Here is a 23,115-nt window from a genome sequence, read left to right on the forward strand (position 1 = left end):
CACCCACCCCGCGCCGCTGCGCGGCCTGCTGCCCTACCTGCTCGCCGACAGGCTCCGCTTCGCGCGCGTGGTGCTCTCCGGCATCCTGTTCGCCGGGCTCGGCATCACCGCGGCGAGCCTCGGCGCCTGGCTGGCCGGCTCCGTGCTCGCCGGTGACTCCTGGTCCGGCCTGGCCGGCGTCTTCGGCTGGTTCGTCGCCGCCTCGGCCGGCGCCGCGCTCGCGGCTTGGTGGCAGAGCGACGTCGGGCACGACTGGGCGTTCGCGCTGATGCGGGACCTGAGGGTGCGCGTCTACGACGGCCTCGAGCGGGCGACGCCGCGGACGCTGCTCGGCCGTCGCACCGGCGACCTCACCAGCACCGCGATCGGCGACGTCAACGCCACCGAGCTGTTCTTCGCCCACACCGCCGGCGACTACCTCGGCGCAGTGCTCGTGTCGGTGTCGTCCGTGGTTGTCATCGGCGTGGTCGACGTCCCGGTCGCGGTGGTCACCGCCGTCGTGATGGCGCTGGTGGCGATCATCCCGTTCGCGCTGGCGAAGCGGGCGGGCGCGCAGGGCCGGCGGCTGCGGGAGCAGCTGGGCACGCTCGGTGCGGACACCTTGGACGGCATCCAGGGCCTGCGTGAGCTGACGGTGTTCGGCGCGACGCGCACCCACCGCGACCGGCTGCTGCGGCGGATGCGGTCGTTCCAGGCGGCGGGGCGCAGCTACGCCGTTCGCTCGGCGGCCGAACAGGTCGCCACCGACCTGCTGCTGGCGCTCGGCGCCGCCGCGACCGTGCTGGTCGCCGTCGTCCGCTTCCACGACGGGCACCTCGCACCGGCCTGGCTGCCGACGGTGGTCGTGCTGGCGGTGGCGGCGGTGGCGCCGATCGCCGTCGTGTCGGCGACCGCCCGCACCCTGGGCGACGTCCGGGCCGCCGCGGCCCGGGTGCTGACCATCGTCGGCTACCCCGACCAGGTCCCGGACACGGGTTCGGCGCCGGCGCCGCGGGGCGTGCCCGGCGTCCGCTTCGACGACGTGCGGTTCCGCTACGCCGACGACGGCCCCGAGGTGTTGCGCGGGCTGAGCTTCGAGATCCGGCCCGGCGAGACCGTCGCCCTGGTGGGCCGGTCCGGCGCGGGCAAGAGCACGTGCGCGAGCCTGCTGCTGCGATTCTGGGACGTGACCGGCGGCACGGTCGCGGTCGGCGGCACCGACGTGCGCTCGTACGGCGTGGACACGCTGCGCCGGCTGGTCACGCTGGTGCCGCAGGACGCATACCTGTTCAACGTCTCCGTCCGGGAGAACATCCGGCTGGCCCGCCCGGACGCCACCGACGCCGACGTCGAGCGTGCCGCCCGGCAGGCCGCGGCGCACGAGTTCATCGCCCAACTGCCCGACGGCTACGACACGCCGTGCGGCGAGCACGGCGCACAGCTGTCCGGCGGGCAGCGGCAGCGGATCGCGATCGCTCGCGCGCTGGTCAAGGACGCGCCCGTCGTTGTGCTGGACGAGGCGGTGTCCAGCCTGGACGCGGAGAACGAGCGGATCGTGCAGCAGGCCGTGGCCGCCGCCAGCACGGGCCGCACCGTGCTCGCGATCGCCCACCGGCTCTCCACGATCCGCGCCGCCGACCGGGTCGTCCTCCTCGACGGCGGGCGCGTGACCGACACCGGGACGCACGAGGAGCTGCTCGCCCGCAGCGCGGACTACCGCGACCTCCTCGCCGCCCGCGACGGCGACGGGACGCGGATTGCGGACTAGGTCCAGGCCGTGGCGTCCGGCCGGGCGCGCCCGCGCTCGACGGCGTCGCGGAGGTCGTGGAGCACCGCCTCGTACCACTGGGCCTCGGCCGGGTCGAACCGCCAGTTCTCAACCGGCTCGCGCATGGCGTCCTCCAGGCGACTCGCCTCGCCCAACGCGGTTTCGGCCGCGAGCTCGCGGCCGAGGCCGGCCAGGTCGGCCGACGCCGGCACCGAAGCCGGCGCCGCCGTCGTCCGCCGGTGCAGGAGCCAGTCCGCGAACCGCGTGGGCGCCAGCCACGCCTCGTCGCCGGGCAGGAGCGACCGCTCGCTCAGCACGGCGCCGAAGAGGCGTGCTCGCTCGTCGGTGACGACCGTGCGGGGATCGTCGCGAGCGGACAGTTCGTCCCAGACGAGGGAGTCGAACCGCAGCCGCTCCGGACCGGCGATCTCGACGACGGCGTTCGCCGCCGGGTCCACCGCGATCCGGCCGAGCACGTCGGCGACGTCGTCGGCCGCGATGGGCTGGACGAGCACGGGAGCGAGCCGGGCGGCGTCCCCGTCGGTGGCGGCGTCGGCGATGCGCATGAGGAACTCGTAGAACTGCGTGGCCCGGACCAGGGTGAACGGGATCGGCGAGCGTGCGACGAGGTTCTCCTGCACCAGCTTGGCGCGGAAGTAGCCGAGGTCGGGCAGGCGGTCCGCTCCCACCACCGAGAGGGCGACGTGGTGTCTGACGCCCGCGCCGGCCTCCGCGTCGAGCAGGTGCCGTGTGGAGGTCTCGAAGAAGCGCAGGGCGATGTCGTCCTCGACGGACGGGGAGTCCGAGACGTCGACCACGACCGAGGTGCCGGTGAGCGCCTCGGACAGGCCCCGCCGGGTGAGCGTGTCGACTCCGGTCGTCGGCGACGCCGGGACGACCTCATGGCCGTGCCGGCGCAGCCCGCGGACGACCGCCGAGCCGATCAGGCCGGTGCCACCGACCACCACGATCTTCATGACGCCGCGACCGCGTCGACGGCCTCGAGGATCGTCGCCGCGACGGCGTCGGGCTGGGAGACGCTGAGGGCATGGGAGGCACCCGCCATCTCGCGGATGGTCTTGGCCCCGGCCCGCTCGGCCATGTAGCGGTGGAGAGCGACCGGGATGTTGAGGTCCTGGTCGCTGAAGACGAACCACGACGGGATGGTGCGCCAGGCCGGCATGTCCGTCGGCAGTCCGGTGGTGAGGGCGAGCTCGGTGACCGGCCGCTGGGTCGCGCTCATGATCGCGGCCTGGGCGGGGGAGACGTCCGCGGCGAACTGGTGGTGGAAGACGTCGGGCCGGATGGTGAGCTCGTTGCCGCCAGTCGAGACCGGGTGACCCGCGATCGCCTCGCCGAGCGTGCTGCCGGGGAACTTGGTGGACAGTCCGAAGGCGTTCTCGCCGTGGTCCGGCGCGAAGGCGCAGACGTAGACGAGGGCGCTGACCGCTCGGTGCCCGGCGGCGGCCTCGGTGATCACCATGCCGCCGTAGGAGTGGCCGACGAGCACCACCGGCCCGTTGACGCCGTCGATCACGTCACGGACGTAGGTGGCGTCGCCGTGCAGGCTGCGCAGCGGGTTCGCGGCCGCGACGACGTCGAGCCCGCGCTCCTGCAGGCTCTCCACGACGCCGGCCCAGCTCGCGGACTCGGCGAACGCGCCGTGGACGAGGACGACGGTCACTCTCTTCCCGGTCATCGGACTTCCCTTTCTCGTAGCGGTCACACTGGTCACGGGATAGACCGGGTAGCCGGCGCCGGACGTGACAACCGGCGCCAGAGAGCCGGTCGGTCCACCAGGTCCGCGCCCAGGAGGTCTTCGATGTCGGCGAGGTTGGCGCTGCGGGCGGCGGCGCGGAACGCTCGCGCGATGGGCCGGAACCCCATGGGCCGGGCCCGCCGGCGCGGCCAGTCGTCCCTACGTGTGCGGGCCGGCCGGCCGGGGTCACCGAGAGCGATCGCGCCCGAGCGCAGGATCCTCCGCAGCCCGCCCGCGGGACAGGCGAACGCCTTGCGGGCGACGAAGACCAGCTGCGCGGCCGGCGTCAGTTGTGCGCGAAGGACGAGGACGGCGAGCTCGGCGGCCTGCGTGCGTTCGGTCTCGCTCGCGGAGCCGGCGCCGGGCTCGGCCGTACGGCCGGCGCGTTCACGGGCCGGGTGCTCGGTGCGTCGGTGGGCGGCCGCGATGATCTCGACGGCGATCCGGTCACCGGCGTTCGCGAACCGTCCCGGCAGGCCGGACCGCGTCGAGTCCGCGTCGACCGACCACCGCCGCCAGGCGTCGCGGATGATGCGCTCGCTGTCGGCGCGGGTGCCGTCGGCGAGCCGGCCGGCGATGGCGCTCAGGTGTGGCCACGCACTCGCCAGTACCGTCGTGGCCCCGGTGTCGATGCGCTGATCGAGCTGCGTCGGCCGCATCTGCGTCCCGCTCTCAGGACGGGTGGTCAGCTCCATGGGTGCGGCTCCGTCCGTGCGAGCAGCCGCTCCAGGCCGGCGAGGTCGCCGGTCCGGGCGGCCGCGAGGAACGCCTCGAGCAGGCGGCGCCGCGCGGCCGCGTCCACGGGCACGCGGCGGTCCGACGCCAGCCGTTGCTGTGCTCGCCGCGCGAGCTGGCGGGTGTGCGCGACCTGCAGGCGAAGAACCTCGGCGATGCGCCGGTACGGGTAGCCGAACCCTTCGCGCAGCAGGTAGGTGGCGCGCTCGTGCGGCGTGAGCCGCTCCATGAGCAGCGTGATCGCCGCCTCGACGGCGTCGCGGTACACCGTCTGGGCCTCGGGCCCGGGACCGCCGTCGACCGGCTCGGCGAACCGGCTCGTCGCCGGGGCTTCGTGCCGCCGGCGGGCACACTGGGCGGCGTTGAGCGCGAGCCGGACGGTCGTGGTGGCGAGGAAGGCACGCGGGTCGTTGACCGCCGACCGGTCGGTGCGCCGCCACCGGAACCAGGCGTCCTGCACGACGTCCTCGGCCTCTCCCTCGTCGTGGAGGATCCGATTGGCGATGGCCAGGAGCTGGGGCCGGGCCGTTGCGAAGATCGATGTGGCCTGGTCCAGCGGGGGGTCCAGCAGATCCGTGTTCATGACCGCCTCCACGGTTCGACGGATCCATGCGCCGGCGGCGCCGGTGGCATCACCCTCGCGTTCGCAGGGCGACATCGCGCCGATGAGAGTCCGTGGCCAGGTCCGTGGTCGAGTCCGTGGCGACGCGGGCTGTCACAACGGAGGCCGCCTGTCCGGTCCAGGTGACGTAGCCCTCAGACAGGAGCCCAGCATGAACACTCACGTTCTTGAGCCGGCGGCGCAGGCCCTCGCGGAGGCGACGGCGCGCCCGCCGTTCCTGTACGAGCTCGGCCCGGCAGGCGCCCGCAAGGTGCTCGACGACCTCCAGGCCGAGCCGATCGAAAAGCCCGACGTCGACGACCACTGGATCACTGTCCCCGCACAGGTCGGCGACGTGCGCGTGCGCATCGTCAGACATCGCGCGCTCGGCGCGCCGCTGCCCGTGATCCTGTACCTCCACGGCGGCGGCTGGATCCTCGGCAACGCCGGCACGCACGACCGCCTGGTCCGCGAGCTGGCCGTCGGCGCGAACGCCGCCGTCGCGTTCGTCGAGTACGACCGCTCACCGGAGGCCCGCTACCCCGTGGCGATCGAGCAGGCGTACGCGACGGCCAGGTGGATCGTCCAGCACGGGAGGTCGCACGGCCTGGACGTGGATCGGCTCGCGGTCGCGGGGGACTCGGTCGGCGGCAACATGGCCGCGGCGCTGACGATCCTCGCCAAGCGGCGCGGAGACGTGACGTTCGTGCACCAGTCGTTGTACTACCCGGTGACCGACGCCGGGCAGGACACCGGCTCCTACCGCGAGTTCGCCGACGGCCCCTTCCTCACCGCGAAGGGCATGGCCTGGTTCTGGGACGCGTATCTGCCCGACGAGACCAAGCGCGGCGAGAGCACCGTCTCGCCACTGCGGGCCGGCCTCGACGAGCTCGCCGGGCTGCCGGAGGCGTTCGTCGTCGTCGGCGAGAACGACGTGCTCCGCGACGAGGGCGAGGCGTACGCGCGCCGGCTGATCGAGGCGGGGGTGCGCACCACCACCGTCCGCTACAACGGCATCCTGCACGACTTCATGATGCTCGACCCCGTTCGGGAGACCGCCGCCGCGACCGCCGCGATCGAGCAGGCCGTGCACGTGCTCCGCAAGGCGTTCGAGGTCAGCCGGCCGGCCGCCGCAGGGCATCGCGCAGCTGACGCCGGCTGGTGATGTCCAGCTTCGCGAACACCTTCCGCAGATGCCATTCCACCGTGTGGCGGCTGAGGTAGAGCTCCGCGCCGATCTCCGGATTGGTGCGGCCCTCGGCCGCCAGCCGGGCGATGTGCAGCTCCTGAGCGGTGAGCTCCTTGCGCGTCTCCGGTGCGCGCCTGCGCACCGTCTCGCCGGTGGCGGCCAGCTCCCGGCGGGCGCGTTCGGCGAAGGCCTGGACGCCCATGGCCGCCAGCGAGGTGTGCGCGGGCCGCAGGAACGACCGCGCGTCGTTGCGGCGGCCCGACCGGCGCAGCCACTCGCCGTGCAGCAGCTGCGCCCGCGCCAGGTCCACCCGGGCGCCGTCGCGCTCGAGCCGGTCGATCGCCTCGCGGTAGAGACCTTCGGCGCGGCGCTCGTCGAGCTGGGCTGCGCACCGTGCCGACACGCCGAGCGCCCAGTCCGTGCCGCTGGCCGCGGCCACCTCGGCGAGCCGCTCGGCCGCGGCGGACGCCGTCGCGGGATCGTCGCAGCGGATGGCCGCCTCGACCAGCTCGGCCAGCGCCCAGGTGCTCGGCTGGATCCCCGTGGGCGGCAGCGACACCCGTCCGTCGTGGTCGGCCGGCTCGAGCAGTGCGCGACAGTGGGCGAGCGCGGCCGGGTAGTCGCCGTTGCCGTTGCACAGCACCGCTTCGGCCCAGTGGGTGAGCGCCACCACCATCTTCTCGCCGCGGGCGAGGGCGTCCGATCTCGCCACGGCGATCAGCGGGCCCGCATGGTCCTGGTCGCCGCGGAACGCCGCCAGGGCGATCGCGCCGTACGGATGGCTGGTGACGCCGGCGACCTCGGCCAGCGCCGTGGCCTCGTCGAGCAGCGCCGCGGCGGTGGTGAGATCGCCGGCGAAGACCTTGGTGTAGATGACGCTGTTCAGAGCGAGCTGCAGCGCGCTCAAGGCGCCGGACTCGCGGGCGAGCCCGATGTGGCGCTGGCACAGCGACGCCCACCGTCGCAGGTCCCACAGGTCGACGGCGATCTCGCTCGCGAACGCCAGCGACCGCAGCGCCTCGTCGACGGCGGTGTCGTCGGTGTCGAACGCGTTGACGACGCGCTGCATCAGTGGCACCGCCGCGACGAAGCCGTCCTCCTGGAGCACGGCGATCGCCTGGAGGAACAGATCGCCCCGGCGCTCGCGGAGCGGCAGCGGCGCGGCCCGAGCCGCCTGTGCCACCTCGACGGCGGCCGGCTCGCCCAGCCGCAGCCCTGCGAACAGCGTGGCCTCGAGCGCGCTGACGTAGGTGTCGCGCGCCAGCTCCAGGTCGAGCGGCTCCAGCCGGCGGGCGGCGGCCAGCAGCAGGCGTACGGCCTCATGGCCACGGCTGGAGGCGAAGGCGATGTGGGCACGGAGCACCTCGGCGCGTGCACGCTGCAGCTCGGTCAGGCTCCGGTGATCGAGCAGCCCGAGCAGGCGCAGCGTGTCCTCGACGGCCCCGGCGTGGAGCATGGTCTGGGCGGCCTTGAGCTCGCGCTCGACCCGGCCGGCCTCGTCGGGGGTGAGCCGGGCCGCCCGTTCGAGCAGCGCGGCGCCGGCGGCCAGCCCGCCGTGGGCCAGGGCACGGTCGGCGGACGCCTCCAGCTCCGCGGCCACGTCCTCGTCCGGGCCGGTGGCGGCGTGCGCGCGGTGCCAGGCCCGCCGGTCCGGGTCACGGTCGTGGTCGGTGACGTCGGCGAGCACACGGTGCGCCGCCCGGCGGTCGGGCGAGGCCGCGGACCGGTAGACGGCGGAGCGTACGAGGGGGTGCCGGAACCGCACGGTGTCCCACACCTCGATCAGTCCGGCGCCCTCGGCCGCGGCGGCGGAGTCCATGCCGATGCCGAGGCGCTCGGCCGCGTGCCGGAGCAGGCCGACGTCGCCCAATGGCTCGGTCGCCGCGATCAGCAGCAGCCTGCGGGTGTCGTCGGGCAGGGTGTCCAGCCGGCGGCGGAAACCGTCCTCGATGCGGCTGGTCACCGTCCCGGCGGCCGGCGGTCCCGGGCCGAACGTCAGCTCGGCCGGCGACATCCACCGCGGCAGCTCCAGCAACGCCAGCGGGTTGCCGCGCGTCTCGGCCAGGATCCGGTCGCGCACGCGCGTGTCCAGCGGCGAGGTGACCACGGACTCCAGCACGGCCGCGGCGTCGGGCTCGCGCAGTCCGCGCACCGTCAGGCGCTGCAGGCCGGCCCAGGCGTGGTCGTCGTCGGTCGTGCGGGCGGCGAACACCATGGCGATCGCGTCCGCGGCCAGCCGGCGGGCGACGAACGCCAGCACCTCGGCCGACGCCCGGTCCAGCCACTGCGCGTCGTCGATCAGGCAGATCAGGGGCCGGTCGTCGGCATGCTCCGACAGGAGCGTCAGGACGGCGAGCCCGACGAGGAAGCGGTCCGGCGGCCGGCCGCTCCGCAGCCCGAACGCCGTGCCCAGCGCCTCGGCCTGCGGCGGCGGCAGCCGGTCCAGCCCGCCGAACTCGTCCAGGAGTGGACGGCACAACTGATGGAGACCGGCGTGGGCCAGCTCGATCTCGGACTCGACACCGGCGGCTCGCAGCACCCGGCACTCCGACGCGGCGTCGACGAGATAGTCCAGCAGGGCGGTCTTGCCGATGCCGGCCTCGCCCTGCACCATGAGCACGCCGCTGTGACCCGAACGGGCCGCGCGCACCAGCTCGATGAGTTCCCGGCACTCCTGGTCGCGCCCTCGAAGCCATCGCGGCGGGAGCGACCCTGGTTCCACGACGTCCTCCTGCGGCCGAAGAACCCGGCCGGAAGGGCGCGCGGGCCCGGCCGGAGTCGATGCCTCAGGATCGCACTCACGATCGCCCCGGGCAAGACCCCGGGCGCGTCACCGCGCGGGCGCCGTCGTCATGCCCACCCAGTCGGCGAACCGGGTCCCGCCGAGCGTTGCGCCGGCATCGGGGACGAGCGATCGCTCATCGAGCTCGGTGCCGAAGTAGCGGGCGTGCGGATCGGTGACCACCGTGCGGGGATCACTCCGCGCGGCCAGGCCGTCGCGGACGAAGTCGTCGAACCGGAACCGCTCCGGCCCGCCGATCTCGATCCGCCCGTTCAACGGCTCGCCCACGGCCGTGCGGCCGACGACCCCGGCGGCGTCGGCGGCGGCGATCGGCTGGAACAGCACGTGCGGCACCCGCACCGTGGTCTCGACGGTGAAGCCGTCGACGATGCTCTTCACGAACTCGAAGAACTGCGTGGAGCGCACGATCGAGTACGGGATCGGCCCGGCCTCGATGAGCGACTCCTGCGCCACCTTGGCCCGCAGATAGCCGCTGTCGGGCAACTCGCCGGCGCCGACGATCGACAGCGCGACGTGGTGCCCCACCCGCGCCTCGGCCTCGGCGGCCAGCAGGTTCCGCGTCGACGTCTGGAAGAACCGCAGCACCGCGTCGTCCTCGAACGACGGTGAGTTGGACACGTCGACCACCACCGCCGCGCCGGTCAGCACCTCGGCCAACCCCTGTCCGGTGAGGGTGTCGACGCCGGTGTTCGGCGACGCGGGAACGGCCTCGTGGCCGTGCTCACGCAGGCGAGCGACGACGGTCGAGCCGATCAGCCCGCTGCCACCGATGACGACGATCTTCATCTCGCACCTCCAGTGCAGCCGGAGGGCGACGCTCGCCGTCCGGTCACTCCTCAGACCGGACGGCCCGCCCGAAGCGTGACAGCGCGGGCCGCCTCGGCTGTCACATTCGGCACGCCTGTCCGGTCTCATCGGTGAGCGGGACGACGTTCCGGTCCGCTCGATCCGTCCGCGTGGGCACTGGCCGAGCCGCGAGGTAAGAGCTGGGAGACCGGGTTTCAGACGGCTCCTCCGGGGGTTGCGTCAAGCAGACCGCGGCTGGTCCCACCCGCCGCCAGTACCCACGGCCGACGCGACAACCACTCCGATCGGAGGCTTCGATGTCCAACCACGAATCGGCGCCGCGCCGCCGGCGCGCGCTCCTGATCACGCCCGTTCTCGCCCTCGTCGCGATGCTCTCGCTCGGCGCCGGCGGGCATGCGGGCACCAACGTGCGGGCCGGCGGAGATCCCCGGCCGACGATCGTGCTCGTGCACGGCGACTGGGCCGACGGCTCGTCGTGGACCGGCGTGATCGAGCGGCTGCGGGACAGGGGCTTCACCGCCGTCGCTCCACCCAACCTGTTGCGCGGACCGGCCGCCGACGCGGCGTATCTCGCCGGTTACCTCGAGACGATCCCGGGCCCGATCGTGCTCGTCGCGCACTCGTATGGAGGTTTCGTCACCACGAACGCCGCGGTGGGCAACACGAACGTCAAGGCGCTCGTCTACATCGACAGCTTCATGCCCGACGAGGGCGAGGTCCTCGGCGCGCTGGCGGCGAGCTCGGGTTCCTGCATCGACGAGAGCGCTCTCAACCCCGTGCCCTACGACGGCGGGGTCGAGCTGTACCTGCGCTGGGAGGCGAACCCGCCCTATCCGGGCTTCACTCGATGCTTCGCCAACGGTGTCAGGCCGAGTGAGGCCGCCGTCCTCGCCGCCACCCAGCGACCCGCGGCGGCCGCCCAGTTCGCCGAGCCCTCCGGGCCAGCGGCGTGGAGGACGATCCCGTCGTGGTCGCTCATCGGGACGTCGGACAAGGTGATCCCGCTCGCGCTGCAGGAGAAGATGTCCAGCCGGGCCGGGGCTCATGTGACCAGGGTCAGCGGCGGACACCTGACGCCCATCACGCATCCCGGCGACGTCACCCGGGTGATCCTCGCCGCGGCCGCCTCGACGACGTGACCGACTACGACGCGGACCCGGTCCACCGTCCGGTGATCGACCAGAGGTCGTAGGAGTACAGCGAGTCGCAGGTGGCCTGGCTCCAGTCGGGGTCGTCGATGGTGGGCAGGCTGGAGCAGGAGCTCGTGAAGACCACCTCGACGCCGCTGGGGTCGGCGAGCCGGCCGTGCCAGGTGCGCGCCAGCCCGGCGTTGTGGTTGCGGGTGAACCCGGTGAGCGCGTGGTCGATTTCGCCCAGGGGCTGCCACCGGCCGGCGCCGGCGAGCAGGTCCCGCAGACTGATCCGTGCGACCTGCACCGACGGGCCGATCCACCACGGGTTGTCGATGGGGTAGGGGTGCTGCTCGCGGACGACCACGACGTCGCGTCCGGTGCGGTCGAGCGCGAGGTCGAACCCGTTGAGGTAGTCCGGCGCTCCGTCGGCGCCGACGAGTCCGTCCGCGGGCAGCAGGACGGGCGGGCTCACCCGCAGCCGCTCCGCCTGCGTGAGGTCGACGACGCTGGCGTAGGCGCGGGTCGACGTGTCGCCGCGGGTGTAGGCGAGCAGCACCCGGCCGGAGTCGCCGGCGAGCGAGACGGCCGTCGGCTGGCCGGCGCCCCACTGGTCGACGCGGTCCGACGTGACGATCGGCTCGGGGTACTTGACCCAGGGCCCGGCCGGATCGGTCGCGAACGCGACGCCGACCTGGTTGTGCGCGCTGGCGTCGACGTCGTTGCCCAGGTAGAACATCGCGTAGGAGTAGCGGACCCCGCCGTAGTGGAACCGCCCGGCGACGACGCTCGGGTCGCAGGTGTGGAAGCTGTCCCAGGCCGGCGCCGGCGAGGCGTGCAGGACCGACCGCGTCTGCGTGACGACGCCGTCGACGCGCGTGGTGAGGTAGATGTGGTCCTCGATCACGCGGGACTCGTCGTTGTGGCAGGACCAGATCCACTCGGTGTCCCCGTCGCGCACGACTGACGGCGCGTAGGAGTAGAACCCCGGCGCGGGCTGGTACACCGAGGCCAGCGATCCCGGGTCCCAGGTGAGCCGGTCGCGGGCCGGCCGCGGACTCGCGTCGTCCTGCGCCGCCGCCGTGCCCAGCGGCGTGAGCAGGACGCCGGCGCCCAGCAGGGCCGCCAGCCTGAGTGTGCCGAAACGTGTCATGGATGACCTCCATCGTCCGTCGTCACAGGTCATCTACTCGCGCTGCGCTATTCGAGTAGATTCGTGCTTGCGGCGGCGAGTCTACTCGAATAGCATGCGTCGACGACAGGCCCACGACGACCGCTCGTGACCACACGACGCGCGACCGACAGACGGGAACCCATGACCTACGACAGCTCGGCGGCTCGCTCCACCTTCGCCCTCGACACCGACATCGGCACCGACGTCGACGACCTGCTCGCCCTCGCGATGGCGCTGGGCTCGCCCGAGCTGGAGGTCGCCGCGGTGACGACGGTGTACGGCGACGTGGAGCTGCGTGCCCGGATCGTCGCGAAGGTGTTCGCCGCGGCGGGGCGGGCGGCGCCGCCGATCGCGCCGGGCGAGCCGGAGACGCTGTCCGGGCGGCCGGTGTGGTGGCCGGGGCACGAGGGCTCGACCATCGCCGACCTCGGCGAGCAGGTCTATGCGGGCGGCCGGGACGCCGCCGGCGAGCTCGCGGCCAGTGCGACCGTCGTCGCGATCGGGCCGCTCACGAACGTCGCCGTCGCGCTGCGCCGGCCGGACCGCGAGACCGAGCGCGTCGTCATGATGGGCGGGGAGTTCCGGGCCGGCGTCGTCGAGCACAACGTCCGCTGCGACGTCACCGCGGCCGCCGAGGTCTTCGCGTCCGGCCTGGACCTGCTCGCCGTCGGCCTGGACCAGACCCAGCGCGTCCGCCTCGGCCGGGCCGAGCTCGACGCCATCTCCGCGCGCGGGGCGTTCGGCGGGCTGATCGGCGCGGAGATGCGCCGCTTCTGGGCCTTCGCCGGCCAGGACCACAACGTGCCGCACGACCCCATCGCCGTGCTCACCCTCGCGCGGCCCGACCTCTTCGCGACCGAGCGCGGCACGATCACGGTCGAGACCGACGGCGACGGCGCGGGCACGACCCGGTTCGCCTCCGACCCGGCGGGGCCGCACGAGGTGGTCGTCGACCTGGACGTGCCGCGCGTCACCGAGGAGATCGTGCACCGCATCCTCGCCGCGGCCCGGCCCGCCGCCACGACCGCCTGACCTCCATCCCTGCATCGCTCGAAGAGGAGAAACGCCATGGGAACGATCCGGATCCTCCCGTTCGCGGCGGCGATCGGCGCCGGCGTGCTGGCGCTGGCCGGCTGCGGCGGGTCATCGACGGACGACTCGGGCGGCGGCGACGGCGGGGAGATCACCCTGACCTTCGCGAACGCCGACCCGGCCGAGACCTGGGCCAGGGTGATCGAGGGGTTCGAGGAGCTGCACCCGGACATCACCGTCAAGCAGCTCAACATCCCCTACGCGCAGTACACGAGCACCATCAACCAGCGGATGGGCGCCGGCGGCGACGGGATCGACCTCATGGTCGTCGACGCCGGCGGGGCCGCGCTGGACTGGAACAACCGGGGCTTCCTCGCCGACATCAGCGACCTGCGCGAGGACGCGATCGCCGCCGCCGTCAGCGAGAGCATGGTCACCGCGCGCGAGGTGGACGGGAAGCTGCTCGCGCTCGCGCCCTGGACCACCTCGCAGTTCCTCTACTACAACACCGACGTCCTCGCCGCGGCCGGTGTCGAGCCGCCGTCCGGCGATCCCGCCGCGCCGTGGACGTACGAGCAGCTGACCGAGGCGGCGCGGGCCGTGCAGAGCGCCGGCGCGGCCGAGTACCCGCTGCTGTTCGACCAGTGGGACACCTACTACCAGCTGCAGATGATGGGCGTTTCCGCCGGCGGCGGCGACGGCATCGACGCCGACGGCGTGGTGGACTTCTCCGGCGACGGCTGGCAGCGCGCCCTGACCTGGTACTACGGCCTCTTCGAGGACGGGCTCTCGCCGCGCGGCATCACCAACGACAAGAACGGCGCGCTGTTCCAGGAGGGCAAGGCCGCCTTCATCATCTCCGGCCCGTGGGGCGTGAGCGTGGCCAACGCCGGCGGCATCAACTACGGCGTCGCGCCGGCGCCCTACTTCGAGGGCGGTGAGCCGGCGACGTCCACGGATTCGTGGGCGGTGGGCATCTCGTCGAAGTCCGAGCACCTCGAGGCCGCCAAGGAGTTCCTGCGCTACATGACGATCGACCCGACCGGCAACGCCCAGTCGGCCGAGGTGGCCGGCATCACGCCCACGAACACGGAGGCCTTCGCGACCTACGTCGAGGGCGTCGAGGCGTCGGCGGGCGCGGCGACGGCCGGGTTCGGGGCGATCCTGCAGTACCAGCTGGAGAACAACGCCGTGCACCGCCCGGCCGTCGTCGGCTACAGCGTGTTCGAGCCGGGCGCCGGGCAGTTGTTCTCCGACATCCGCAACGGCGCCGATCCGGCCGAGCGCGCCGCGCAGGCCGACGAGGAGATCGGCGCGCAGATCGAGCGCCTGCGGTGATGTACCGGGCGACGGCGACGCGGCGAAAGGCGCGCTCCACCCTCGTCGCCGTCGCCATGCTCAGCCCCGCGCTCATCGCGCTGGTGCTGATGCGGGTGGTGCCGATGATCAGCGCGGTGAGCCAGAGCTTCCGGCACGTCTCGCTGGCGACCGGTGCGTCGGAGTTCGACGGACTGGCGAACTACACGTACCTGCTCACCGACCCCGGGTTCCACTCCGTGCTGGTGGTCACGCTGGTCTTCAACCTCGTCCTCAACCCCGCGATCGTGGTGCTGTCGACGGCGCTGGCGCTGATCACGGCGCAGCGGCTGCCGCTGGTCGGCCTCTGGCGCTCGATGATCTTCGTCCCGGCCGCCGTGCCGGGTGCGGTGGTCGCGCTCATCTGGAGCACGGCGCTGCAGCCGGACGGCCTGGTCAACGCGCTGCTGGCGGTCGTGGGCCTGCCGCCGCAGCCGTTCCTGACCTCGGCGAGCCAAGCGGCGTTCTCGATCGGCATCATGGTCACCTGGGGCGCCCTCGGCTACTGGATGATCTTCGTGATCGCGGGGCTGAAGGACATCCCCGACGCCCTGTACGAGGCGGCGGCGATCGACGGCGCGGGGTGGTGGCGCCGGCTGTTCTCGATCACGCTCCCGCTGCTCAAGCGGCCGATGGCGTTCGTCCTGATCGCATGCACGGTCGGGTCGTTCCTGCTGTTCGCGCCCGTGCAGATCCTGACGAAGGGCGGCCCGAACGGGTCGACGAACCTGATCATGTTCGACATCTACAACCGGACCTACCTGCTCGGCGACGTGGGCGTCGGCCAGGCGGAGGTCGTCATCCTCATGCTGCTGCTCGCCGTCATCGTGGCCGTCCAGTTCCGGCTGCTCAGGGAGGATCGGTCATGAGGCGCTCGCGCGGCGGGACCGCCGTCCTCACGACCGCGGCGGTCCTCGCCGCCCTCGCGGTCTTCCTGCCGGTGTGGTGGGTGTTCGTCTCGTCCACCCGGCCGGGCAACAGCTACGTCGACCACATGACGCCGTTGTCGTGGCTGGCGTTCGTGCCGGTGGGCGGCGACCTCACGAACTACTCCGGGCTGCTGTCCGGGCCGTTCCTCACCGGCCTGTTCAACAGCTTCCTGGTGGCCGGCCTCACCATCGCCCTCGGCCTGGCCATCGCGGTGCCGGCGGCGTACGCCTTGGCCACGATCGACTTCCCCGGCCGAGGCGCCGTGTTCACCTTCATCGTCCTGGTGGCGATGATCCCGTTCGACGCCATCGCGATCCCGCTGTCGGGCCTGTTCCAGGACTGGAACCTGAGCGACTCCTACGCCGGCCTGGTGCTGCCCGCGCTGGCCAACGGCTTCGCGATCTTCGTGCTGCGGCAGTTCTTCCTGGGCATACCGGCGGAGCTGCTCGAGGCCGCCGAGGTCGACGGGCTCGGCCGCCTGGCGACCCTGTGGCGCATCGTCCTGCCGCTGTCGAAGCCCGCGCTCATCGGCGCCGGCATGATGCTGTTCCTGTCGCAGTGGCAGGCCTACCTCTGGCCGCTGCTCATCGGGACCTCGCCGGAACGCCAGCTCGCGCCGATCGCGCTGGCCAACCTCAGCACGCTGTTCACCGTCGACCTCGGCCAGATCCTCGCCGGCTCGTTCGTGCTGACGATCATCCCGATGGTCCTGCTGCTGTTCTTCCAGAAGCAGTACACCGAGTCGCTGTCGACGACGGGGCTGAAGGGATGACCGCGCGGGTCGTCGTCGTGGGCTCGCTCAACGTGGACCGCACGTTCCGGGTGGATCGGCTGCCCGCGGCGGGGCACACGATCCACGCGCACGGCCGGTCGACCGCGGCGGGTGGCAAGGGCGCCAACCAGGCCGTCGCCGCGGCGCTGCTCGGCGCGGACGTCGCGCTCGTGGGCGCCGTGGGCGGCGACCAGGGCGGCGCCGACCTGGTGGCGTCGGTCGCCGCGGCCGGGGTCGACGTGACGGGCGTCGCGCGGGTCGACGCGCCTTCAGGTGAGGCGGTGGTCCTCGTCGACGCGGACGCGGAGAACCTCATCGTCGTCAGCGGCGGGGCGAACCTGTGCCTCGACGCGGCGGCGGTGACCGCGGCGGTGCGCGACGCGCGGTTCGTCGTCACCGGCTTCGAGGTCCCGGACGACGCCGTGCTCGCCGCCGCGGCCCGGGCCCGGGAGCTGGGCGCGCGCTTCGTCCTCAACCCGTCGCCGATGCGACGGCTGCCCGACGGCCTGCTCGGTCCCGGCGTGCTGGTCGTGGTGAACGAACACGAGTCGGCGATGCTGGCCGGCGGCACCGATAGCTGCGACGTCGTGGTGACGCTGGGCGCGCGCGGTGCGCTGCTGCACGAGGCGGCGAGCGGGCGGACGACTGAGATCGTCGCGCCGCGGGTGGAGGCGGTGGACACCACCGGGTGCGGCGACGCGTTCATGGGCGCCCTCGTGGCCGGGCTCGCGGCGGGCCTGGACCTGGCCGGCGCGGCGACGCTGGCCGTCGAGGCCGGCGCGTTCGTGGCGACGCGGCCCGGAGCGCAGGGCTCCTACCCGACGTCGGCGGAGCTCGACCGGTGGCGTCGCGCCCGTCAGTGACCCGGCGGGCAGCCGCACGAGGCGCGCACCACCAGGCGGACGGGGACGAGGCCGGCCGCGGCGGGCGTCGCCTGGCCCAGCACCGCCTGCAGCGCCGCCTCCGCGATGGCCGGGATCGGCTGCTCGACGGCGGTGAGCGGCGGGTCGCTGAACACGGCGTCGTCGGTGCCGTCGAACGACACGACGGCGAGGTCGTGCGGCACCGAGATGCCCAGCTCGCGGGCGGCGGCCAGCAGGCCGAGCGCCTGGACGTCGGAGGCCACGAACACGGCGTCGGGCCGCGGCGTGCGCGTCAGCAGCTCGACCGCCGCCTCGTGACCGGCGATCCGGCTGTACTCCGCCTGCACGATCAGTGCGGGCTCGGCTTCCAGGCCGGTCGCCGCCAGTTCGGCCGCCCAGCCGGCGCGTCGCTCGTCGGCGCCGGGCGCCCCCTCGCGTCCGCCCAGATGCGCGATGCGGCGCAGCCCGTGCCCGGCCAGGTGGGCCACGGCCAGCCGCGCGCCGCCCTCGTTGTCGACGATGAGCGACAGCTGGCCGGGCTGGCTGCGCTGGTTGAGGTACACCGTCGGCGTGCCGTTGACCTCGGCCACCGAGTCCGGCGCGAGGCTGACGATGATCAGGCCGTCGATCTGGTGGCTCACCAGCGACTCGATCTGGGCCTGCTCGCGGTCGGGATCGTCGTCGGAGTCGCCGAGCAGCAGGGCGTAGCCGGCCGTGAACGCCTGGTTCGACAGCTCGCGCGCCAGCGCGCCGAAGTAGGTGTTGCTGACGTCGGGGACGACCAGGCCGACGGCCTGGGCGCGTTGCAGGCGCAGCGCACGGGCGACCGCGTTGGGCCGGTAGTCCAGCTCGCGCATCGCCGCCAGCACCTTCTCGCGGGTGGCGGCGGCCACCGGGCGCGGGCCGTCGTTGGTGACGTAGCTGACGACGGCCGTGCTCACCCCGGCCAGCCGGGCGACGTCGGTCCGCGTGGGTGCGCGCCGGCGCTGCGTGTCGTTCATCGATCCCCTGCGCCTTTCGTCGTGCGACGAGTATAGGAGCACCATATCTATTCGAGTAGAGTCGAGCCATGCCCACGCCCGTGATCGTGGTCACCGACCTCTATCAGCCGCCCGAGGACCCCGGTGACAACTTCGACCTGCTGCTGCCGTTCGGGCTGGACCGCGTCGACCTGCGGGCGATCGTCCTGGACGTGTCGATCGAGAAGCGCGAGTCGGTGAGCGAGGGCGTGCCCGGCTACCCGGGGCCGCGGGAACCGGGCGTCATCCCGGTCACGCAGCTGAACGCGCTGTTCGGCCGGCAGGTGCCGTACGGGATCTCGCCGTTCGCCCGCATGCGCACCGTCGAGGACCAGCTGCGCGACGTGCCGCCGTTCCAGCAGACGGGGCCGGAGCTGCTGCTGGACACGCTGCGGGCGTCGGACACGCCGGTGCACGTCATGTCGTTCGGATCGGCGCGCCCGATCGCCGTCGCGTTCAACCGCGACCCGGCGCTGTTCCGCGAGAAGGTCGCCCGCATCCACCTCAGCGCCGGCTCGACGTCGCTGGACTATCTGGAGTGGAACGTCTATCTCGACCCGCTGGCGGTCATCCGGCTGGTCGACGCCGGCCTGCCGCTCGCGCTGTACCCGTGCGCCACCGAGGTCGACTGCTTCTCCTACGGCGTGCACAACACGCTCTGGTGGTTCGAGGACCTGCGCTGGATCGACGGCCTGCACCCGGCGCTGCGGCGCTACCTGCTCTACGGGCTCGGCGTGTCGACGCGGATCGACTTCCTGCGCGCGCTCGACGAGGACCCGCCGGCCGACGTCGCCGAGCGCGTCTACGGCCGGCGGCACGCGGTGTGGGAGACCGCCGCCTGGATCGAGGTGTCCGGCTCGGCGCTCGTGCGGCACCCGGACGGCACGCACGAGATCGTCGCCGCCGCCGGCGTCGCCCCGTCCGATGTCGTGGTGCGCAACGAGCTGGTCCCGTGCCGCGCCGCGTCCCATCCGACCGGCCTCTACACGTTCGCGCTGACCGACCAGAACCCGAACGCGCTGGTATTCGCCCGCGACGACCCGCGCGAGTACGAACGCGCCCTGCGCGAGGCGTTGCCGCGGCTCTACGCCTCGTTCGCACCGGCCGGCTGGCTCGGCTCGACCCTCGGCCCGCTGACCGACGCCGAACCCCGTCAGTACGCCGGCCCCTTGGGTTAGCCGATCCGCGATACGTGTGCGGCATCAAACGATGCTCTGACGGGCTTGGACGGGTGAATACCGGCAGCCCTACGCTCGCCCTACTCATGAGGGCACCGGTGCAGTGAGCTCAAGCGCGACAGGATCGTGTCTCATTCCGTACAAAGGAGCATGAGTATGGGCACGCGTATCGATCGTCGCTCACTCCTGCGAGCCGGGGCGCTACTCGCCGGCAGCGGTGCGGTGACGATCGCCGGCGGCGCGACCGCCGGCGCCCACACCGAGCCGAGGACCGACCCGGCCGGACGTGGCAGCAGAACCGAGGTCTCGGTGGGGCTCGTCGTCGGCGTTCCCACCATCACGAACGACGGCGCGCGGATCAGGGTCGCGGTCCCCATCCTCACCCGGGGGCGCGCCACCACGATCACCACTCAGCCGGTGAGTGTGGCCGCTGCCGAGGTCATCGGGGCACGGTGGCCCAAGGGGCCTTGGTCGACTTCTTGGCCTCCGGACCAGAGGTCGTCCTCGCGGCCCGCGGCGCCCGGGTCATCGACGCAGCTCGCATGATCGCCATGCCCGGGTTCGTCGAGACGCACCACCACATGTGGAGCGCGTTGGGACGGAACTTCGTCTCCACCGGATTCGAGTACTTCGCCGCGAAGTCGGCCACGGTCGCCGCGTACCAGCCGGATGACTTCTATGACAGCGTGCTGCTCGGTCTGGTCGAGTGCGCCGGCGCCGGCGTGACGACGGTCAACAACTGGGCGCACAACGTGCGTGGCCCGGAGTACGCGGACGCCGAGTTGCAGGCTCACGCGGACGGGCTGGTGCGAGCGCGGTAGTCGTACGGGCACCGCGACGGTCAGCCGGCGACGCAGCCGATCGACTTCGCCGACATCGACCGTGTGCGGTCGGCCTGGTTCGGCCCGACGTCGCCCTTCGGCGGTCTGGTGCACCTGGGTGTCAACCTGCGCGGACCGGGCCAGCTGGACAACTTCCGCACCGAGATGGCGGAGACCCGGGAGCGCGGGTTGCCGATCTCGGTCCACGCGGGGCAGGGACCGACCACCGCGGTACGTGCCGCGGACCTGGAGCGGATGGGCTTCCTCGGCCCGGACTTCCTGCTCTGCCACGCGTTGCCGTTCGACGAGGCGGACCGGCAGGCGATGGTGCGCACGAACGCTCCGGTGAGCTTCGCCGTCCACTCCGAGCTCCGTCTGGGCGCCGCCGGCGGTTTTCATGGCCAGCTGCTGCGGATGCTGGCCGCCGGGATCACGATCTCGCTGTCGTTCGATGCCTCGTCACTCGCCCCGATCAACATGTTCGAGTCGATGAACGTGGCGTGGAACCTGGGCATCCCGTACGTGGGCACCGACACCGCGCAGCTCCCAGCGGTCGTGTTCGGCCAGGTGATCGAGATGGCCACGATCAACGGAGCGCGGGCGCTCGGGCTCGACGCGGTGACCGGCTCCATCACGCCGGGCAAGAGGGCGGACATCATCCTGATCCGGGCCGACGACGTCAACATCGCGCCGCTCGGTGACCTGGAGTCCACCGTCGTCCGGTCGGCGACACCGGCGAACATCGACACGGTCCTGATCGACGGGCGGATCGTCAAGCAGGACCGGGAGATCGTCAGTCACGACGTCCGCTCGGTCGTGCGGAACGCCGCCGCCGCGGCGCACGCCGTGCGGACCCGGGCCGGTGGGATCCTGACGCCGTCGTCGCCCACCGCACCACGGTTCTGACGTCCGCTGTCTCAGGACGATTCGAGCAGGCCGGCGATGCCGACGGCCGGCGCCGACGCGCCGTCGCCGTTGGCGGCGAGGGTGTGCTCGTGCTGCAGTTGCGCCACCGTCAGCTCGAGGATGAGCCGGTCGCGGCGCTCCATGACCTCCGCCGTCAGCAGGGCCAGCTCGCCGGCGGTGAGCCGTGGGCCGGCCAGCAGCCGCTGCTGGATCGGCGCCCAGGCCGCCTGGGCCATCGGGGTCAGCAGCACGGGCCCGCGGTCGGTGACGTACTGGAGCTCACGCATCGCCCACCAGGCGGAGTCGTGCGCGGGATGCTCGCCGCCGGTCTCGAGGGCCGGCGGGAGCGGATGCCCGACCGTGATCGGCAGGAAGATGCCGGTGCACGGCGTGGCCATGCTCGCCCAGGCGACCGGCGGCAGCCCGTCGCCGGTCAGCTCGACGACCATGCTCGCGGCCGTCGACCCCTGCGCGATGCCGGGGTGCAGGCAGACGGTGCGCTGCAGGGGCGCCCCGTCGGGCGGCGGGGCGTTGACGGTGCCCGACGCGAAGTGGTCGCGCAGGTAGCGCATCAGTCCGGGCACGCTGAACTCGTCGTTGTCCGCCAGCAGCCGGCAGCCGACGCCGTAGCGGGGCTCGGTCCAGGGGCGCGACTCGCGGTCCTCGTAGGCGGCGCGGAAGTCCAGCTTCGTCGCGGCGGGCGCGGTCCAGTAGCCCATCTCGCGGGCGTGCTCCTCGAGGCCGTCGGAGCACTCGTCCCAGTCGTCCTCGATGGTCAGCAGGTTCGCGATGACGGCGCCGCGGGTGGTCCGGCGGGCGACCCAGTGCCGCCGCGAGGTCTCGATGACCCAGGCCTCGGTGGCGTCGGCGACGATGAAGCTGTTGTGGTAGCCGCGGTTGGCGCCGTACGCGCCGGAGCCGCCCTGTCCGTGCCGTTCGAGCAGGTCGGTGATGACGCGCTTGGCCTCGGCCGCGGTGGCGCCGCGCTCCAGGCCGAGGCGGACGAGGTCCATGCCGAGCAGCCCGGTCTCGGGCACGGGGTCGTGGGTGTAGATGGCCTCGTTGCCGATCGCCACGCCGGCCTCGTTGACGCCGTGCTCGAAGCCCCACAGCCACCAGGGCCTGCTGCCGAGGACCGCGAGCGTTCGCGGCGCCTGCGGGATGGTGAGGTACTGGCAGCGCACCGTGGACCCGGGGTCGTGCGCGGCGGCCGGCACGTGCGTGAGCGGCTGGCACTCCAGGCCCGGCCGGTCGCTGTTCTTGGCGAAGATCGCGCGGCGTTCGCCGGGCGGCCCGGTGAAGGCCACCATGGTGTCGCACGACGGGGGATAGCGGTCTGGCTCGGCGAGGGTCACGGCGCGTCCTCCTCGGATGCGGGGGTCGGGGGTCAAGGGGTCGTGCTCGGCTCGACCGGCGGATGCTGCCGGGCCTGCCGGGTGAGTCCGGGCTCGAAGACATCGGTGAGGGCCGGGCCGGCCGGCGCGGCGTCGAGGTAGAACGCGTTCTTGTCCGCCGCGCCCCAGACGTTCGTGCTCTGCACCGACTCGGTGGCCGACAGCAGCCCCAGCAGCCCGGCCTCCGTCTCGCGCCAGCTGCTCTCCGTCGCCTTCCGGGCCGCGGCCGCGTCGCCGGCGGTGACGGCGGTGAGCAGGTCGTCGTGCTGGTGGGCGAGCAGGTGCCCGGGCACGCCGAGCTTCAGGGCGAGGTACCGGAAGCGCAGGACCAGCTGGTTGAGCCGGGTCATGACGTCGGCCTGCAGCTGGTTGTCCTGGCCGCGGGCCAGCCCGACGTGGAACTGCCAGTCGCCGCGGACCCAGCCGTCGGTGGTCTCGGCGGAACGGTCGGTCTTCGCGCCGTAAGCCACCTGGCCCTGTAATGGTTCCAGCCGCGCTTGCGCCATCGGGTCGGCGGCGGCCTGCTCGGCGACCTGTGCCTCGAGGTAGCCGAGCAGCCGGCAGGTGTCGCGGACGTCCTTGAGCGTCACCGGCGCGACCCGGTAGCCCGACCGCGCCTGGACGGCCACGAGGTTCTCGAGCTTGAGCCGCAGGAGTGCCTCGCGGATCGGTGTCTTGCCCAGCCCGACGCGCTTGACCAACTCGTTCTCGGTGAACGCGGTGCCCGGCGGCATCTCGACGGTCACGATCGACCGGCGGATCGCCTGGTAGGCGTCGTCGGCGTTGGAACGGGCGATCCGGTCGGGCTCCATGCGTCGCCAGTGTAGGCCAGAATCTGGGGTGGTGACACGCTGGCTCATGGTGGTTAACATATCAGTCCTCGTATCTGGTGTATCAGA

Annotated in this window: 21 protein-coding genes; 11 read left to right on the forward strand and 10 right to left on the reverse strand. The window is 72.9% G+C overall.

Annotation, left to right across the window (positions count from 1 at the left end; translation table 11 throughout):
- Window positions 1-1,747: thiol reductant ABC exporter subunit CydC (gene cydC / locus C1I92_RS07385; protein ID WP_111254021.1), on the forward strand; the 1,747-nt coding region annotated here is incomplete at its 5' end.
- Here the strand turns inward: cydC and C1I92_RS07390 are convergent.
- The 4 genes from C1I92_RS07390 to C1I92_RS07405 are packed head-to-tail and all read right to left on the reverse strand — an operon-like array spanning window position 1,744 to window position 4,824.
- Window positions 1,744-2,724 (reverse strand): SDR family oxidoreductase, encoded by a 981-nt coding sequence (locus C1I92_RS07390; RefSeq protein ID WP_199521035.1) that lies wholly within the window; start codon window positions 2,722-2,724, stop codon window positions 1,744-1,746. The genes cydC and C1I92_RS07390 overlap by 4 nt on opposite strands.
- Entirely contained in the window at window positions 2,721-3,446 is a 726-nt protein-coding gene (locus C1I92_RS07395; protein WP_111254022.1) for an alpha/beta fold hydrolase, read from the reverse strand. Before C1I92_RS07395 ends, C1I92_RS07390 begins: the two co-directional genes overlap by 4 nt.
- A 32-nt stretch (window positions 3,447-3,478) precedes the next feature.
- Complete coding sequence (locus C1I92_RS07400) at window positions 3,479-4,201, reverse strand: hypothetical protein (protein WP_111254023.1); 723 nt, start codon at window positions 4,199-4,201, stop codon at window positions 3,479-3,481.
- Window positions 4,192-4,824 carry a sigma-70 family RNA polymerase sigma factor gene (locus C1I92_RS07405; protein WP_158564036.1) on the reverse strand — a complete coding sequence of 211 codons (633 nt, stop codon included), beginning with the start codon at window positions 4,822-4,824 and terminating at the stop codon, window positions 4,192-4,194. Before C1I92_RS07405 ends, C1I92_RS07400 begins: the two co-directional genes overlap by 10 nt.
- Window positions 4,825-5,014: 190 nt before the next feature.
- Here C1I92_RS07405 and C1I92_RS07410 point away from each other — a divergent pair, with 190 nt between their 5' ends.
- Complete coding sequence (locus tag C1I92_RS07410; RefSeq protein ID WP_111254025.1) at window positions 5,015-6,007, forward strand: alpha/beta hydrolase; 993 nt, start codon at window positions 5,015-5,017, stop codon at window positions 6,005-6,007.
- On the opposite strand, the gene C1I92_RS07415 is transcribed toward C1I92_RS07410, so the two are convergent.
- Together C1I92_RS07415 and C1I92_RS07420 are read right to left on the reverse strand one after the other, a co-directional pair.
- A complete protein-coding gene (locus tag C1I92_RS07415; RefSeq protein WP_111254026.1) occupies window positions 5,958-8,753 on the reverse strand; it encodes an ATP-binding protein in 2,796 nt (931 codons plus the stop codon). The genes C1I92_RS07410 and C1I92_RS07415 overlap by 50 nt on opposite strands.
- A 108-nt stretch (window positions 8,754-8,861) precedes the next feature.
- Complete coding sequence (locus tag C1I92_RS07420) at window positions 8,862-9,620, reverse strand: SDR family oxidoreductase (RefSeq protein ID WP_111254027.1); 759 nt, start codon at window positions 9,618-9,620, stop codon at window positions 8,862-8,864.
- Between the two features lie 317 nt (window positions 9,621-9,937).
- On the opposite strand from C1I92_RS07420, the gene C1I92_RS07425 reads away from it, so the two are divergent.
- Window positions 9,938-10,780, forward strand: a complete 843-nt coding sequence (locus C1I92_RS07425; protein WP_111254028.1) for an alpha/beta fold hydrolase — start codon at window positions 9,938-9,940, stop codon at window positions 10,778-10,780.
- A gap of 4 nt (window positions 10,781-10,784) precedes the next feature.
- On the opposite strand, the gene C1I92_RS07430 is transcribed toward C1I92_RS07425, so the two are convergent.
- The gene (locus C1I92_RS07430) at window positions 10,785-11,924 is read right to left on the reverse strand and encodes a glycoside hydrolase family protein (RefSeq protein WP_111254029.1); all 1,140 of its coding nucleotides are present in this window, start codon (window positions 11,922-11,924) and stop codon (window positions 10,785-10,787) included.
- A 162-nt stretch (window positions 11,925-12,086) separates the two neighbouring features.
- Between C1I92_RS07430 and C1I92_RS07435 the strand changes: the two genes are divergently transcribed.
- From C1I92_RS07435 to C1I92_RS07455, 5 genes are read left to right on the forward strand one after another with little or no spacing between them, the layout of a single operon-like run.
- On the forward strand, window positions 12,087-12,977 hold the full coding sequence (locus C1I92_RS07435; RefSeq protein ID WP_111254030.1) for a nucleoside hydrolase: 891 nt from the start codon (window positions 12,087-12,089) through the stop codon (window positions 12,975-12,977).
- A 36-nt stretch (window positions 12,978-13,013) separates the two neighbouring features.
- Window positions 13,014-14,315, forward strand: a complete 1,302-nt coding sequence (locus C1I92_RS07440; protein WP_111254031.1) for an ABC transporter substrate-binding protein — start codon at window positions 13,014-13,016, stop codon at window positions 14,313-14,315.
- Complete coding sequence (locus C1I92_RS07445; RefSeq protein ID WP_111254032.1) at window positions 14,315-15,202, forward strand: carbohydrate ABC transporter permease; 888 nt, start codon at window positions 14,315-14,317, stop codon at window positions 15,200-15,202. Before C1I92_RS07440 ends, C1I92_RS07445 begins: the two co-directional genes overlap by 1 nt.
- The gene (locus tag C1I92_RS07450; protein ID WP_111254033.1) at window positions 15,199-16,035 is read left to right on the forward strand and encodes a carbohydrate ABC transporter permease; all 837 of its coding nucleotides are present in this window, start codon (window positions 15,199-15,201) and stop codon (window positions 16,033-16,035) included. Before C1I92_RS07445 ends, C1I92_RS07450 begins: the two co-directional genes overlap by 4 nt.
- Entirely contained in the window at window positions 16,032-16,898 is an 867-nt protein-coding gene (locus C1I92_RS07455; RefSeq protein WP_111254034.1) for a ribokinase, read from the forward strand. Before C1I92_RS07450 ends, C1I92_RS07455 begins: the two co-directional genes overlap by 4 nt.
- On the opposite strand, the gene C1I92_RS07460 is transcribed toward C1I92_RS07455, so the two are convergent.
- Window positions 16,892-17,899 (reverse strand): LacI family DNA-binding transcriptional regulator, encoded by a 1,008-nt coding sequence (locus tag C1I92_RS07460; protein WP_158564037.1) that lies wholly within the window; start codon window positions 17,897-17,899, stop codon window positions 16,892-16,894. The genes C1I92_RS07455 and C1I92_RS07460 overlap by 7 nt on opposite strands.
- A 68-nt stretch (window positions 17,900-17,967) precedes the next feature.
- Between C1I92_RS07460 and C1I92_RS07465 the strand changes: the two genes are divergently transcribed.
- From C1I92_RS07465 to C1I92_RS07480, 3 genes are all read left to right on the forward strand, one after another.
- Entirely contained in the window at window positions 17,968-19,095 is a 1,128-nt protein-coding gene (locus C1I92_RS07465; RefSeq protein ID WP_111254036.1) for a nucleoside hydrolase, read from the forward strand.
- 479 nt (window positions 19,096-19,574) lie between these two features.
- Window positions 19,575-19,916, forward strand: coding sequence for an amidohydrolase family protein (locus C1I92_RS07475; protein ID WP_146605054.1), 342 nt, complete (start codon window positions 19,575-19,577; stop codon window positions 19,914-19,916).
- A gap of 63 nt (window positions 19,917-19,979) precedes the next feature.
- Window positions 19,980-20,822: an amidohydrolase family protein gene (locus C1I92_RS07480; RefSeq protein ID WP_111254039.1), complete on the forward strand. Its 843-nt coding sequence runs from the start codon at window positions 19,980-19,982 to the stop codon at window positions 20,820-20,822.
- Window positions 20,823-20,833: 11 nt separating this feature from the next.
- Here C1I92_RS07480 and C1I92_RS07485 read toward each other — a convergent pair whose 3' ends face one another.
- Both C1I92_RS07485 and C1I92_RS07490 read right to left on the reverse strand, forming a co-directional pair.
- Window positions 20,834-22,177 carry a C69 family dipeptidase gene (locus C1I92_RS07485; protein WP_111254040.1) on the reverse strand — a complete coding sequence of 448 codons (1,344 nt, stop codon included), beginning with the start codon at window positions 22,175-22,177 and terminating at the stop codon, window positions 20,834-20,836.
- Window positions 22,178-22,209: 32 nt separating this feature from the next.
- Window positions 22,210-23,028, reverse strand: a complete 819-nt coding sequence (locus tag C1I92_RS07490) for a GntR family transcriptional regulator (RefSeq protein ID WP_158564038.1) — start codon at window positions 23,026-23,028, stop codon at window positions 22,210-22,212.
- Between the last annotated feature and the right edge of the window lie 87 nt (window positions 23,029-23,115).

This window comes from Jiangella anatolica, assembly GCF_003236295.1.
In the GTDB taxonomy this organism is placed as follows: domain Bacteria; phylum Actinomycetota; class Actinomycetes; order Jiangellales; family Jiangellaceae; genus Jiangella; species Jiangella anatolica.